Below are 14,624 nucleotides of genomic sequence, written 5' to 3' on the forward strand. Positions count from 1 at the left end.
GCGGACAGTCTAGCGTGCCATGGCGTCGCGGCCGGCCTCGACGCGCTTGCGCTGGGCGGCGCGCTCCTCGCCGGTCAGACGCTCAAAGAAGTGCCCGATAAGCGAGGCGAGCACCTGCTGAAACAACGTTCCACACATGACGGGAAACACAACTTCGCCCGGAAAGTATTGCGTGGCGATGACGGCGCCCGAAGAGATATTGCGCATGCCGCAGGTAAAGCACATGGTGGTCGTTTCGCTATATGGCAGATGCAGCGCGCGGGCGACCAGAATGCCCACGACAAAACCGCTGATGGCGAACACCAGAATAAAGAGGGCGACTTCCAGGCGCACCGCGTTCATGTGTAGCACGTACTCGCTCATGGCGGTGGAGTTGGACGCGATGACGCCCATCATCATAAATTTGCAGGCGGGCGAGAGCGCGGGGGAGAGTTTCTCGTGTCCCCAGCCGTGCGTGAGCTCGTTGATCACGATGCCGAGCACGGCGGGGATGGCAATCATAAAGGCCATGTTCTGCATCATGCTCGGAACATCGATTGCGACGGTGGCGCCCAACAGGAGCTTGAGCGTGAGCGGAATCGTCACGGGCGATATAACCGAGGACGTCAGGATGATGGTGAGCGCGAGCGGGCCGTTGCCGCCGAACATGCTGATCCACATAAAAGCGGTGACTGCCACGGGCACACTGTATTCGAGCACGATGCCGCAGACAAGGTTGGGGTTGGAACCAAAGAACAACGATCCCATGGCATAGGCCGCGATGGGAATAAGCGCCGCCGAGACCAACAACGCCAGAATCAGGTGCAGCGGACGGTGGAACACCTCGGCTACCTGGTGAAAGGTGTTGCTGAGCGCACCTTGGAACGTCATAAAGGCAAACAAGGTGGGAACGATGGGCTTGAGAACGCCGATCTGTTGAGGAAAGAGCACGCCGAGCGCCACGCAAATCGGAACGATGATTTGCATGTGCCCCGCGAGAAACTTGCCCAGTCCAACCCATTGCTTCATATGCTCTTGTGACTCCCTTTGCTCGTGAATCCGTTTTGACTGGATATGCTAGACGCTCACATGTGTCCGTGCGTCAGAAACGCTCGATTATTTCGAGGGTATTACCGGCATCGTTTACCGAAACCGCGGCGTGCTGCGGCGATTTGCGTCCGCGCCGCACGGTATAATAAATCCGTTCAACAGATCTGCCTGCCGAAGCGGGCATACACAGAGGACTCATCGCTATGAACCGTGAGAGGTATCGCGGCGACCTGCCCCTATCGGGGGTGGGTGCCTATGTCATCGCTTAAGACGACGCATCGCTGGGCGGTCGCTCAGCAAAACCCCGAGCTCGAAAAGGAGCTTTCGGCTGGTCTGGGCATTCCCGGGCTGGTGGCGCGCATTATGGTCGCGCACGGCATTGGCTCCATCAAAGAGGGCCAATTGTTTTTGACGCCTTCGCTCGATCGCGACTGGGCCGACCCACTCATTATCCCGGGCATGTCGGTCGTCGCCGACCGCGTCGAGCGTGCTATTCGCAACCACGAGCACATTGCAGTCTTTGGCGATTTTGACGTTGACGGTATTACGTCGACCTGCCTGTTGACCGAGGCGCTGCGCACGTTTGGCGCCGATGTCACGCCGTTTATTCCGCATCGCTTTGATGAGGGCTACGGTCTTTCGCGCGCGGCGCTCGACCGCGTTAACGAGCTCGCTCGCCCCCAGCTGATCGTAACCGTCGATAACGGCATTGCCGCCAAGGAAGAGGTTTCCTATCTGGAGAGCCTGGGGATCGATTTGGTGGTCACGGACCATCACGAGCCCTCCGACCAGGTGCCGCAGGGTGTGCCCCTGACTGACCCCAAGCTCGAGGACGAGGGCCCCTCGCGTGAGCTTGCCGGTGCTGGTGTGGCGCTCAAGCTGGTGCAAGTCCTGGGTGAGCGCCTGGGCAAGCCGTCGTATTGGCGTTCGCTAATCGAGGTCGCGGCGCTGGGCACCGTGTCCGACATGATGCCGCTCACGCCCGAGAACCGCGCGCTGGTTGCCGAGGGCATCCAGCAGATGCGCGTAACCGCTCGCCCCGGCTATATCGCGCTTGCCGCGCTCGCCAAGGCGGACCTTTCGAGCATTACGGCGGATGGCCTGTCATTCTCGCTCATTCCCCGCTTAAACGCTGCCGGTCGCATGGCCGATCCCAAGCTGGCGCTCGACCTGCTGCTTGCCCGCGATCCCATCGAAGCAAGCGCACTGGCGGCTGAGCTCGAGGAAATCAACCGCCAGCGCCGTGAGATCGAGGCGGAGCTCACGCGCGATGCCATGGCAAAGGTCGAGGAGACCTATGACGGCGGACGCGCGCTCGTCGTGGGCGGCGAAGGCTGGCACGAGGGCGTCAAGGGCATCGTGGCAAGCCGTCTGACCAACCGCTACCACGTGCCGGCGCTGCTGTTCTCGATCGAGGACGGTATCGCGCGCGGCTCTGGTCGCTCGGTGGGCAAAGTTAACCTGTTTGACGCCATCGAGCGCTGTTCCGACCTGATGATTCGTCGCGGCGGACATGCCGGTGCGGTGGGTGTGACTATCGAGGCATCCAAGCTCGACGAGTTCCGCCGTCGCCTTTCGGCCGTGTTGTCCGAGCTTCCCGCCGAGGACTTTGAGGACACCGACGAGGTTGCCGCCACGGTCGACCTTTCCGAATTGAATATCGAGACCATCGAGCAGATTTCCCGCCTTGAGCCGTTTGGCCAGGGTAATAAGGTGCCGCTGCTGGCTGCCGAGGGCGTGACGATGTGTGATCGCGCCGTGGTGGGTAAGACCGGCGAGCACATGCGCTTTGTGGCGACCGATGGCGCCGCGAGTGTGCCGGCCATTATGTTCCGCGTGCCGCAAATCGATAAGCTCATCAACTGCGATAGCGCTGTCGACTTGGTGTTCGAGGCCGTTGCCGAGCATTGGCAGGGTCGTGTGAAGCCCAAGCTCATGGTCAAGGATGTTCTGGTCCGCGATACCACGCTGCCCAGCGTCGACGATCCGGCATGCGAGCTTCGTCGTGGCGTGCAGCCGGCGGATTCCGGCCTGCGCTTGGAGTCGCGCAAGCGCGAGACGCTCGCCCAGCTTTCCTATACCGAGCTCACGCGCTCGCTTATCCATAGCTTTATCGGATCGAACCAGCCGCACCGCGCGCAGGTTGAGGCGCTCGACGCCTTGGCCGATCACCAGAGTGTCTTGGCGGTTATGGGAACGGGCCGCGGCAAGTCGCTCATCTTCCATGTGCATGCCGCGCGTGAGGCGGTGCTTCGCGGACGTGCGAGCATCTTTGTCTATCCGCTGCGTGCGCTTGTTGCCGACCAGGCCTATCACCTCTCGTCGACGATGGCATCGCTTGGCATTGGCGTTGGCGTGCTGACCGGCGAGACCGTGGAGGCCGCACGCGATGACGTGTTCGCCGGCCTAGCTTCGGGCCGCACCGGTATCGTGCTCACGACGCCCGAGTTCCTATCTATCCACCGTGACCGCTTCGCGCGTTCGGGCCGCATCGGCTTTGTCGTTATCGATGAGGCGCATCATGCCGGTCTTGCCAAGGGCGGCGACCGCAGCGCCTATCTCGACATGCCCGATATCCTCAAAGCCCTGGGCGACCCGGTCGTTATGGCTGCGACGGCCACCGCGACGGCTCCGGTCGTGGCCGAGCTTGCCCGCATGCTGCCGATCACTCGCACGGTGGTCGACGAGACGGTGCGCGAGAACCTGCAGCTCGAGGACGACCGTGATCTTGCAAGTCGCGAGAACCGTTTGGTGTCGATTGTGGCGACGGGGGAAAAGACCGTCATCTACGTCAATTCGCGCGACCAGTCCGTGGCGCTCGCCAAGACGTTGCGCAAGCGTGTGCCCGATTGCGCAACCCATATCGCGTTCTATAACGCGGGGCTTGCGCGTTCCGATCGCCGTCGCGTGGAGGAAGCTTTCCGAGACGGCAGCCTCAGCTGCATCGTCTCGACATCTGCCTTTGGCGAGGGCGTCAACCTGCCCGATATCCGCCATGTCGTGCTCTATCACATGCCGTTTGGCGGCATTGAGTTTAACCAGATGAGCGGCCGCGCCGGTCGCGATGGCCAGCCCGCCGTGATCCATCTGCTCTATTCGTCGCGCGACGCCCGCATTAACGAGCGCCTGCTCGACTGCTATGCGCCCGAGCGCGACGAGCTCGTCACGCTCTATCGCGCACTGCAGACCATGTGGCGCTCCAACCGCGGCAAAACCGGGGACGATTCCTTTAGCGCGAGCGATATCGACATCGCGCAGATGTGCCTTGCCATCGATGCTCGCACGCCGGTCGACGAGCGTTCGGTGGAAAGCGGCCTGGGAATCTTCGAAGAGCTTGGTTTTTGTCGCGTTTCGGGGTTTGACGACACCCGTCGCATCGCGATGGCCGAAAACCCCGGCCGCGTGCAATTGAGTAGGTCAATTCGCTATTTGGAGGGCTTGCGCTCGCGCATGGAGTTTTCGGCTTTCCGGAGCTGGGCGCTCGATTCGTGCGCTTCTGATATGCTAGCCAAAGTTAACCGCCCGATCGTACCGCGGGCCTAGGGGAAGGGGACCTCGATGGATGCCGCAGCCCGTACCGCCCATGATTCCACCCTCCAGCCGTTTTCGGAGATGGAGCACTATAAGCATGCCGATGAGCTGCCGCCCGAGATTATGGCGGACAGCTACGACAAGCTGGAGCGCCTGTGCTTCAAATATATGAATGAGGACGACTTTTCTAAGGTTGAGCAGGCCTACTGCTTTGCCGCCGAGAAGCACTGCAACCAAAAGCGCCGCTCGGGCGAGATGTACATTAACCATCCCGTCGAGGTTGCCATCATTTTGGCCGATCTCAAGATGGACTGCGATGTGGTGTGTGCCGCGCTACTGCACGATACCGTCGAGGATACCGAGACCTCGCTCACCGATGTTTCCGGCCTGTTTGGCGATACGGTGGCCGAGCTCGTCGATGGCGTGACCAAGCTCACCAACATCGAAGTCGACAGCATGGACGAGAAGCAGGCGCTCACGCTGCGCAAGATGTTCCTCGCCATGTCCAAGGACATTCGCGTCATCATCGTTAAACTTGCCGACCGTCTGCACAACATGCGAACGCTGGCAGCCCTGCACGAGGATCGTCGCCTGTTTAAGGCTCGCGAGACCATGGACGTGTACGCGCCCTTGGCCGACCGTCTGGGCATGAGCTCTATTAAGTGGGAGCTCGAGGACCTGTCTTTCTTCTACCTGGAGCCCGATGCCTACCAGCGCATCGCGCGCATGGTGGCTGAGTCGCGCGAGGTCCGCGAGCGCTACCTTGCCGAGACCATCAAGACGCTTACCGATGAGCTCAACCGCATTGGTCTGGAGGACTTCCAGATCAACGGCCGCTCCAAGCACTATTGGTCCATCTACCAAAAGATGAAGCGCAAGGGCAAGGAGTTCTCCGAGATCTACGACCTGGTGGCGCTGCGCGTTATTACCCATTCGGTGCGCGATTGCTACTCCACGCTCGGTGCGGTGCATACGCTGTGGCACCCCATGCCTGGTCGCTTTAAAGACTATATCGCCATGCCCAAGGTCAATAACTACCAGTCGCTCCACACGACGGTCATCGGCCCTACGGCTCGTCCGCTCGAGATTCAGATTCGAACCTACGAGATGCATGAGCAGGCCGAGTACGGCATTGCCGCCCACTGGCTATATAAGAAGTCGGGCGGATCGTCTGCTTCCAAGACCAATGACGCTCAACGTTTGGACGACCAGATCAACTGGCTCAAGCATTCGCTCGATTGGGCGGCTTCCGACGAGATCACCGATGCCAAGGAATACCTGCACTCGCTGAAGGTCGATCTGTTCGATCAGGAGATCTTCGTCTTTACGCCCAAGGGCGAGGTCATGGCGCTTCGTGCCGGCTCTACACCGCTCGACTTTGCCTACGCCGTTCACACCGAGGTGGGAAACCATTGCGTCGGCGCCAAAATCAACGGTGCGGTGGCTCCGCTCACGCACGAGATTAAGACGGGTGACCGTGTCGAGATCCTGACGAACAAGAGTTCCAAGCCGTCGCGTGATTGGCTCAAGATCGTTAAGACACCTTCCGCCAAGTCAAAGATCCGCCGCTATTTTGCCGCTGCGACCAAGGACGACGACGCTGCCGCCGGCCGCGATATGCTGGCCAAGGACCTGCGTAAGCGTGGCTATGGCATTTCTACGCCGCGTTCGACGCGTGCGCTCAACGCCGTGGCGGAGCAGTTTAACTTCAAGCAGCTCGAGGACCTGTTTGCCGCCGTCGGCGCCGGCAAGGTTGCCCCGCGCGCTGTGGGCAATAAGGTCGAGCAAATCTTGGACCCCAAGCCCGAGGAACAGCTCACCAAGGCCGAGGCTATCGCCGAGGTCGTGAAACAGCCTGCTCGCGGCTCCAACCGCAAGCCGCAAAAGCGCGGCAAGAGCGCCAGTAACGGCATTATCGTCAAGGGCGAGAGCAACAGCGGCCTGCTAGTCCGTCTAGCGCATTGCTGCAATCCGGTGACGGGCGACGATATCGTCGGCTTCATCACGCGTGGCCGAGGTGTCTCGGTGCATCGCGCCAACTGCCCCAACGTCAAGGGCCTCATGGAGCACCCCGAGCGCATGATTGACGTAGAGTGGGATGGTGCTGCCGACACTCTCTTCCAGGTCGAGATCGTGGTCGAGTGCCTGGACCGCATGGGCCTGCTCAAGGACGTCACCATTGCCATTGGCGATGCAGGCGGCAATATCCTTTCCGCCGCCACCTCGACCAACCGCGAGGGTATTGCGACCCTGCGCTTTATGGTCGAGATTTCGGATGCGAGCGGCCTGGATCCGCTGCTGGCTTCCATCAGCAGCGTCGACTCGGTCTACGACGCTCGCCGTCTTATGCCCGGCGAGGGCGGAGCGCAACTCAAGCGCCGTGTGTAGGTGCGAGAGCCTCTCAGCATCATAGATATTGGTTACGTTCGAGGCATCGTTTGGTGCCTCGAACGTATTTTAGAAGGAGGGTATGCGCATGGACGATATGACTTTGGACCTGACACCCCGAGGCGCGGCTTCGATTGAGGCGCTCGTCAACGGCCCGATTCAGACTAACAGCTACGCCGTGATTTCGAATGACGAGTGCTTAATCGTCGATCCGGCGTGGGAGGGCGAGCGTCTTGTGGAGCATATCCGCACCGCGCATCCCGAGGTGCGCGTACTCGGCTCTGTCTGCACGCACGGTCATGCCGACCATGTTGGCGGGATTGCCGGGGTTCGAGCTGTCGTTGGCGACAGCGCACTATATGAGTTGTGCGCTAAGGACGTGACGGTACCTCGCGCAAATATCGAGGAGCAGCGCGCCATGTGGGGTATCGAGACACCCGATCCGGGTGAGCCGACGCGTTTACTTGCCGAGGGCGATACAATCGAGGTGGGCGACGTCTGCCTGCAGGTGATCGAGACGCCGGGGCATACGCCGGGCGGCATCGTCCTGTTCGCCGCGACCGAGCAGGGGAACATCGCCTTTGTGGGCGACACACTTTTCCCGGGCAGCCACGGTCGTACCGATCTTTCCGGCGGTGACGAGGCGGCGATTATGCGCTCGCTCTCCAAACTTGCCAAGATGCTTCCGCCCGATACCGTTTGCTTGACGGGCCATGGCGATTCGACCACGATGGCGCGCGAACTTATGCAGAACCCGTTTATGCAGATGTAGGCTCGAAGCTGTCTTCCGAACCACGAAGACCGCTCAATCGTCAAGCTATTTTCCCCAGTGGGTCGATTCTGTGGGGCAAACGGTCAAAATTTGTCCAATCGGATGGTATTCGTGAACAAACGAACGTTTATGCTCGGGTATGTCGTGGTAAAATCTCAGGCGTTATCGGAGCAACCTTACAGGAGGTTTCTTTTATGCTCGTCAACGCAGCAGACATGCTCAAGAAGGCCGAGGCCGGCAAGTACGGTCTCGGTGCCTTCAACACCAACAACCTCGAGTGGACCCTGGCTATTCTCCAGGCCGCCGAGGAGGCCAAGTCTCCGCTGATCCTTCAGTGCACCGCTGGTGCCGCTAAGTGGATGGGCGGTTTCAAGGTCTGCGCCGACATGGTCAAGGCTGCCGTCGAGGCCACGGGCGTTACCGTTCCCGTCGCCCTTCACCTCGATCACGGTTCTTACGAGGACTGCTTCAAGTGCATCGAGGCCGGCTTCACGTCCATCATGTATGACGGCTCTCACGAGGAGACCTTCCAGCTTAACCTCGATCGCACCAAGGAGCTCGTTGAGCTTGCCCACTCCAAGGGCATGTCCATCGAGGCCGAGGTCGGCGGCATCGGCGGCACCGAGGACGGCGTGACCTCCAGCGGCGAGCTCGCTGATCCTGCTGAGTGCAAGCAGATTGCTGACCTGGGCGTCGACTTCCTCGCCTGCGGTATCGGCAACATCCACGGCGTGTACCCTGCCGACTGGGCTGGCCTTTCCTTCGAGCGCCTGGGCGAGATCAAGGCCCAGACCGGCGACCTGCCCCTCGTCCTGCACGGTGGCACCGGCATCCCCGAGGATCAGATCAAGAAGGCCATTTCCCTGGGCATCTCCAAGATTAACGTCAACACCGATCTGCAGCTCGTCTTCGCCAAGGGCGTCCGCGAGTACATCGAGGCTGGCAAGGATCAGCAGGGCAAGGGCTTCGACCCCCGCAAGCTCCTCAAGCCTGGTCGCGACAACATTGTTGCTCGCACCAAGGAGCTCATGGAGGAGTTTGGCTCCGTCAACAAGGCGTAAGCGTCGCTAAACTTCCCGCCGGAAGCCCCGTCTCCCTACACTGTTTCCTTTGCGCTCACCTGGCTTTGCCAGAAGTCACGCCAAGGAAACAGTTCCGGGGGACGGGGCTTCCTTTGTTTAACGCCGCAGGGTTACGAGGCTGAATTAAGATGGCTACTGGCTTCGCCAGAAGTCGCGCGACGGAATCGGCTCCGGGGAAACGGGGCCTCCTTTGTTAACTCGCTACAGGGTTACTGGGCTGAATTCATTTTTAGAGGTACCGTTTATCGGTGTTGAGGGTTCCTTTATTGGGGCTTTCTTTTTTATCTCGCTACAATGGGCTTCAAGAGTTCTAATGACTTGGAGTTTGGTATGGCTGTTATTAATGTGCTGCCTTCGGATGGGAAGGTCATTGACGAGGGTCCTGTTGGTTGCTCTGTTGATGTTTGCTGTGATGATTTCCGTCATCTCGATATTGGACTGCCGCCCGAGATTCTTCGTCTCAAGGATGCCGGATATTTGACGCAGGCTGTTGCGGCTTGTGATCGTCTTTTGGGGCAGAATCCCGATCCCTCGCTTGCTGCCTGCGTTCGTGCCGAGCGGTATCGCATGCTTGAGACGCCGCTTCATTTTTCGGTGTCGCGCGATCGGGCTATTGCGATGATTCGCGAGGAGTGGCCTGAGTTTACCGAGGAGCAGTTTGACGATCTGATTGACCGTAAGCGTATTGACTGGCGCTTTATCGATGGCGAGCTGTTCGTTCTCGACAACTTCCTCGATTCGCTTCGCGTATATCCCAAAGAGGTTCCCGGCATGCGTCCCGATCCTACGGACGGAATTGCACTGCGCAACGAGATGCTCAAGGAGATGGAGTCGCAAAACGGATTGACTCGCGTTATTACGCTTAAGGCGTCCTTGTCTGTCCCCGGCGCTCTAGAGGGGGAGACCGTTCGCGCTTGGCTTCCCGTAGCCGCCACCTGCCGCCAACAGTCTCAGGTCGAGATTCTCGACATGACGCCGGAGGGTGCTGTTGCTCCCGCGAACGCTTCGGCGCGTACCGCCTCGTGGTCTTCTTCGAGTGAGCGCTCATTCTCGGTGACTTATCGTTATCACATCGATGCTGCTTATTGTGATGTCTACGGTGGCACACTTCCGGTTCATCCGCGTATGGACGCGCCTCTGCCCGAGGATATTTCCGAGGACCGTTCGCACATTGCATTCACGCCGTATCTGCAGCAGCTGACGGCCGGTGTTGTTGGCGGACTCGAGGATCCGCTCGATCGCGCCCGTGCTATCTATGATTACCTGACGCAGTATATCGACTATCGCTATCAGCCGCCGTACTTGCTTTTGGGATCTATTGCCGATGACTGCGCGCATTCGCTCCGCGGCGATTGCGGCGTTATGTCGCTCACGTTTATCACCATGTGCCGTATTGCCGGTGTGCCCGCCCGTTGGCAGAGCGGCCTGTATGTTGCGCCCGATTCGGTGGGGTCGCACGACTGGGCAGAGTTCTATACGCCGCAGACCGGTTGGCTCAACGCCGACCTGTCATTTGGATCTTCTGCTCGCAGGATGGGGGAGGAGTGGCGCCGCCGTCACTACTTTGGCAATCTCGACCCGTGGCGTATGGTGGCTAACAATCGATTCCAGGCAGAGTTTGAGACCTCTTTCGACGGCATGCGCGAGGACCCTTACGATAACCAGATGGGTGAGGCTTCGGTCGACGGTCGCGGATGCCGTCAGCGCGAGATGCTCCGCACGGTCGAACTCATCGAAATGCTCGAAGTTCCATTTTCGGACTAATCGGTAGAAAGCTGTGATAAACTAACTCACGCATTGCGTGCCCGAGTGGCGGAATTGGCAGACGCAGTGGACTCAAAATCCACCGTTGGCAACAACGTGCGAGTTCGAGTCTCGCCTCGGGCACCATACATGCAAGTGAACGTTCAAGGGGGTTGCGGCCCCCTTTTTCGTGCCGGACTCGCGTGAGCGCGCGAAGCGTTAAGCAAACAGGCCTGCGGCCTGTTTGTAGCGGAGCGTGGCGAGGGCGCCACGCGCCCGAAGCCTGGGGCTTCGCGAAGCGAAGGCCCTTCGAGTCTCGCCTCGGGCACCATACATGCAAGCGAGCGTTCAAGGGGGTCAAGGCCCCTTTTTCGTGTACGTAATGTGATAACGCGCTGTACGTGTTATTATTCGCAAGGCGTTGTTCCCGCAATGCCCTAAAGAGGAACCCGAGGGTTCCCACCTTTTGGCGCCAATGAGCAGCTGACTGGTCATACAACTTAGATTCCCTTCCTCAAATCGAGGAAGTCTATGTGTACGACCTGGTTGCTGAGAAGCGCCGGGTTATTTTTTTATGAATGGAGGTAGGGAAAATAGCTAAGTCTGATGACACCCGCATCAACGACGAGATCACTGCATCTTCGTGCCGTTTGATTGGCGTCGATGGCTCTCAGCTCGGCCTGTTCGCCATCCGCGATGCCCAGCGCGTCGCCGACGATCAGGGTCTCGACCTGGTCGAGATCGCTCCCAACGCGGAGCCGCCGGTCTGCAAGGTCATGGACTACGGTAAGTTCAAGTACCAGCAGGCCATGAAGGCCAAGGCTGCTCGTAAGAACCAGTCCAAGGTCGAGGTCAAGGAAATGAAGTTCCGACCCAAGATCGACGTTGGCGACTACGAGACCAAGAAGGGCCACGTTCTGCGTTTCCTCAAGAAGGGCGCGCGCGTTAAGATCACCATCATGTTCCGCGGCCGTGAGATGGCTCACCCGGAGCAGGGCCTTAACGTTCTCGAGCGTCTCGCCGAGGATCTCAAGCCTTACGCTACGGTCGAGTCTAAGCCTAAGATGGAAGGCCGTAACATGCTTATGCTGCTCGCCCCGATTAAGGGCGCCTTCGATGAGGATAAAGCGGCAAGCGATACCAAGTAACTAGTGTTCTGTAACCGATTAAGGAGTATTTCATGCCTAAGATGAAGTCCCACAGCGGCACCAAGAAGCGTTTCCGCAAGACTGGCACCGGCAAGCTTATGCGCGCCAAGGCTTTCAAGAGCCACATCCTGAGCAAGAAGTCCACCAAGCGTAAGCGTGGCTTCCGTCAGGAGACCGAGATCGCCGCTGCCGACCGCAAGGTCATCAAGTCGCGTCTCGCCTAAGTTCGCGTTCCCGTTTTTCGTTTTACCGTCTAGGAGTTGATAGAACATGGCACGTATTAAGCGCGCTGTTGCCGCCAAGAAGAAGCGCCGTACCGTTATGCACCGTGCGAAGGGTTACTACGGTGCCGCTTCGCGTACTTACAAGCATGCTAAAGAGCAGGTCCAGCACTCTCTGCAGTATCAGTATCGTGATCGCCGCAACAAGAAGCGCGAGATCCGTTCTCTCTGGATCACTCGTATCAACGCTGCTGCTCGTCTGAACGACATCTCTTACTCTCAGTTCATGCACGGCCTGAAGGTTGCCGGCATCGAGCTCGACCGCAAGGTCCTGGCTCAGATGGCTTACGAGGACATCGAGTCCTTCAACGAGCTGGCTACCATCGCCAAGAAGGCTCTCGAGGCCTAATAGATTCTCTTGAATCGCTAGGGGAGTGTCGCGTTGTGCGCGGCGCTCCCTCTTTTTATCTGAAGCGCGGTTTACATTGCTAAAAGCGCGGGTAGATAAACACTTACAGGTGACCGATCTCTATATATTCCTGAACCAAAGGGTCATCATCTGATACGTGCAGTATTTCTGCACCTGCCTTTCTAGGACTTATATAGGAAGCAATATATTGTGTAGGACTTGTGAAGAGTGGAATTGACGTCCCACAGGACTTCGCGGTCTGGCAATATATCTCCTTGCCGCGCGGCCCGGTCGGACCGGGAACCAGCGCAGGCGTGCACCTTGAGAACCGGATACTGCGAGGATGGACACACCAGTTGTGTCGCATCCGGGCAGACATCGAACCATTTGAAATGGTCTAACTTGGATTTGTTTTTCGCAAGGCCGCCGAGAGGCGGCCCCGAGAAATTCCTTTTCCTATCTAATAGAACCATATGAATCGAACGGAACCGATCAGCGATGACTGAGAGGACCGGACGGGCTCGAAGCCCATACATTTTGGACGGAGAGTTCGATCCTGGCTCAGGATGAACGCTGGCGGCGCGCCTAACACATGCAAGTCGAACGGCACCCCTCTCCGGAGGGAAGCGAGTGGCGAACGGCTGAGTAACACGTGGAGAACCTGCCCCCTCCCCCGGGATAGCCGCCCGAAAGGACGGGTAATACCGGATACCCCCGGGCGCCGCATGGCGCCCGGGCTAAAGCCCCGACGGGAGGGGATGGCTCCGCGGCCCATCAGGTAGACGGCGGGGTGACGGCCCACCGTGCCGACAACGGGTAGCCGGGTTGAGAGACCGACCGGCCAGATTGGGACTGAGACACGGCCCAGACTCCTACGGGAGGCAGCAGTGGGGAATCTTGCGCAATGGGGGGAACCCTGACGCAGCGACGCCGCGTGCGGGACGGAGGCCTTCGGGTCGTAAACCGCTTTCAGCAGGGAAGAGTCAAGACTGTACCTGCAGAAGAAGCCCCGGCTAACTACGTGCCAGCAGCCGCGGTAATACGTAGGGGGCGAGCGTTATCCGGATTCATTGGGCGTAAAGCGCGCGTAGGCGGCCCGGCAGGCCGGGGGTCGAAGCGGGGGGCTCAACCCCCCGAAGCCCCCGGAACCTCCGCGGCTTGGGTCCGGTAGGGGAGGGTGGAACACCCGGTGTAGCGGTGGAATGCGCAGATATCGGGTGGAACACCGGTGGCGAAGGCGGCCCTCTGGGCCGAGACCGACGCTGAGGCGCGAAAGCTGGGGGAGCGAACAGGATTAGATACCCTGGTAGTCCCAGCCGTAAACGATGGACGCTAGGTGTGGGGGGACGATCCCCCCGTGCCGCAGCCAACGCATTAAGCGTCCCGCCTGGGGAGTACGGCCGCAAGGCTAAAACTCAAAGGAATTGACGGGGGCCCGCACAAGCAGCGGAGCATGTGGCTTAATTCGAAGCAACGCGAAGAACCTTACCAGGGCTTGACATATGGGTGAAGCGGGGGAGACCCCGTGGCCGAGAGGAGCCCATACAGGTGGTGCATGGCTGTCGTCAGCTCGTGTCGTGAGATGTTGGGTTAAGTCCCGCAACGAGCGCAACCCCCGCCGCGTGTTGCCATCGGGTGATGCCGGGAACCCACGCGGGACCGCCGCCGTCAAGGCGGAGGAGGGCGGGGACGACGTCAAGTCATCATGCCCCTTATGCCCTGGGCTGCACACGTGCTACAATGGCCGGTACAGAGGGATGCCACCCCGCGAGGGGGAGCGGATCCCGGAAAGCCGGCCCCAGTTCGGATTGGGGGCTGCAACCCGCCCCCATGAAGTCGGAGTTGCTAGTAATCGCGGATCAGCATGCCGCGGTGAATGCGTTCCCGGGCCTTGTACACACCGCCCGTCACACCACCCGAGTCGTCTGCACCCGAAGTCGCCGGCCCAACCGTCAAGGGGGGAGGCGCCGAAGGTGTGGAGGGTGAGGGGGGTGAAGTCGTAACAAGGTAGCCGTACCGGAAGGTGCGGCTGGATCACCTCCTTTCTAGGGAGATACATTCTTAGAGAGACAAACTTTAACTCGAATAGAGGGCAGGAGCCCGTCCGGTAGATGTCCCGCCACGGATGATTCCCCGCAGCACCCGGTCCCCGGGGTCGCACCCGCGTACCTTGAGAGCCGCATAGCGATAGGAGAGAGATGGAAGATCAATTTCTTCCAGACTCGATTCTTTTCTGCGATTTATCAGACAGAATGATAGCAATCATTCATCCGATCCAAACAAGAAGAATTCACTTATATA

General features: G+C 59.5%; 9 protein-coding genes, 1 tRNA gene and 1 rRNA gene. 10 read left to right on the top strand and 1 reads right to left on the bottom strand.

Going from position 1 to position 14,624, the window contains the following annotated elements; genetic code table 11:
• Positions 1-9 precede the first annotated feature (9 nt).
• Positions 10-1,008, bottom strand: coding sequence for a bile acid:sodium symporter family protein (locus ACKUTP_RS08925; RefSeq protein ID WP_409064150.1), 999 nt, complete (start codon positions 1,006-1,008; stop codon positions 10-12).
• Between the two features lie 276 nt (positions 1,009-1,284).
• Here ACKUTP_RS08925 and recJ point away from each other — a divergent pair, with 276 nt between their 5' ends.
• The 10 genes from recJ (at position 1,285) to ACKUTP_RS08975 (ending at position 14,368) form a co-directional block, all read left to right on the top strand.
• On the top strand, positions 1,285-4,572 hold the full coding sequence (gene recJ / locus ACKUTP_RS08930; RefSeq protein ID WP_409064151.1) for a single-stranded-DNA-specific exonuclease RecJ: 3,288 nt from the start codon (positions 1,285-1,287) through the stop codon (positions 4,570-4,572).
• 15 nt (positions 4,573-4,587) lie between these two features.
• Positions 4,588-6,948: a RelA/SpoT family protein gene (locus ACKUTP_RS08935; RefSeq protein WP_409064152.1), complete on the top strand. Its 2,361-nt coding sequence runs from the start codon at positions 4,588-4,590 to the stop codon at positions 6,946-6,948.
• Between the two features lie 88 nt (positions 6,949-7,036).
• Positions 7,037-7,720 (top strand): MBL fold metallo-hydrolase, encoded by a 684-nt coding sequence (locus ACKUTP_RS08940; RefSeq protein ID WP_409064153.1) that lies wholly within the window; start codon positions 7,037-7,039, stop codon positions 7,718-7,720.
• A 194-nt stretch (positions 7,721-7,914) separates the two neighbouring features.
• Positions 7,915-8,781 carry a class II fructose-1,6-bisphosphate aldolase gene (fba, locus tag ACKUTP_RS08945; protein ID WP_035137086.1) on the top strand — a complete coding sequence of 289 codons (867 nt, stop codon included), beginning with the start codon at positions 7,915-7,917 and terminating at the stop codon, positions 8,779-8,781.
• 351 nt (positions 8,782-9,132) lie between these two features.
• The gene (locus tag ACKUTP_RS08950; protein WP_409064154.1) at positions 9,133-10,566 is read left to right on the top strand and encodes a transglutaminase-like domain-containing protein; all 1,434 of its coding nucleotides are present in this window, start codon (positions 9,133-9,135) and stop codon (positions 10,564-10,566) included.
• 39 nt (positions 10,567-10,605) lie between these two features.
• A tRNA-Leu gene (locus ACKUTP_RS08955) sits at positions 10,606-10,692 on the top strand.
• 431 nt (positions 10,693-11,123) lie between these two features.
• Entirely contained in the window at positions 11,124-11,693 is a 570-nt protein-coding gene (gene infC, locus ACKUTP_RS08960; RefSeq protein ID WP_006234423.1) for a translation initiation factor IF-3, read from the top strand.
• Positions 11,694-11,725: 32 nt separating this feature from the next.
• Positions 11,726-11,917, top strand: coding sequence for a 50S ribosomal protein L35 (gene rpmI / locus ACKUTP_RS08965; protein WP_006234422.1), 192 nt, complete (start codon positions 11,726-11,728; stop codon positions 11,915-11,917).
• Between the two features lie 46 nt (positions 11,918-11,963).
• Complete coding sequence (gene rplT / locus ACKUTP_RS08970) at positions 11,964-12,323, top strand: 50S ribosomal protein L20 (protein ID WP_006234421.1); 360 nt, start codon at positions 11,964-11,966, stop codon at positions 12,321-12,323.
• Between the two features lie 538 nt (positions 12,324-12,861).
• Positions 12,862-14,368: ribosomal RNA gene (locus tag ACKUTP_RS08975) — 16S ribosomal RNA — on the top strand.
• The last annotated feature ends 256 nt before the right edge of the window (positions 14,369-14,624 follow it).

This window comes from Collinsella sp. wc0529, assembly GCF_046116875.1.
In the GTDB taxonomy this organism is placed as follows: Bacteria; Actinomycetota; Coriobacteriia; order Coriobacteriales; family Coriobacteriaceae; genus Collinsella.

Coding starts and splice junctions, on each gene's coding strand:
- rpmI (WP_006234422.1), top strand. CDS start 11,726: ATGCCTAAGATGAAGTCCCACAGCGGCACCAAGAAGCGTTTCCGCAAG.
- ACKUTP_RS08950 (WP_409064154.1), top strand. CDS start 9,133: ATGGCTGTTATTAATGTGCTGCCTTCGGATGGGAAGGTCATTGACGAG.
- ACKUTP_RS08940 (WP_409064153.1), top strand. CDS start 7,037: ATGGACGATATGACTTTGGACCTGACACCCCGAGGCGCGGCTTCGATT.
- infC (WP_006234423.1), top strand. CDS start 11,124: ATGGAGGTAGGGAAAATAGCTAAGTCTGATGACACCCGCATCAACGAC.
- ACKUTP_RS08925 (WP_409064150.1), bottom strand. CDS start 1,008: ATGAAGCAATGGGTTGGACTGGGCAAGTTTCTCGCGGGGCACATGCAA.
- rplT (WP_006234421.1), top strand. CDS start 11,964: ATGGCACGTATTAAGCGCGCTGTTGCCGCCAAGAAGAAGCGCCGTACC.
- recJ (WP_409064151.1), top strand. CDS start 1,285: ATGTCATCGCTTAAGACGACGCATCGCTGGGCGGTCGCTCAGCAAAAC.
- fba (WP_035137086.1), top strand. CDS start 7,915: ATGCTCGTCAACGCAGCAGACATGCTCAAGAAGGCCGAGGCCGGCAAG.
- ACKUTP_RS08935 (WP_409064152.1), top strand. CDS start 4,588: ATGGATGCCGCAGCCCGTACCGCCCATGATTCCACCCTCCAGCCGTTT.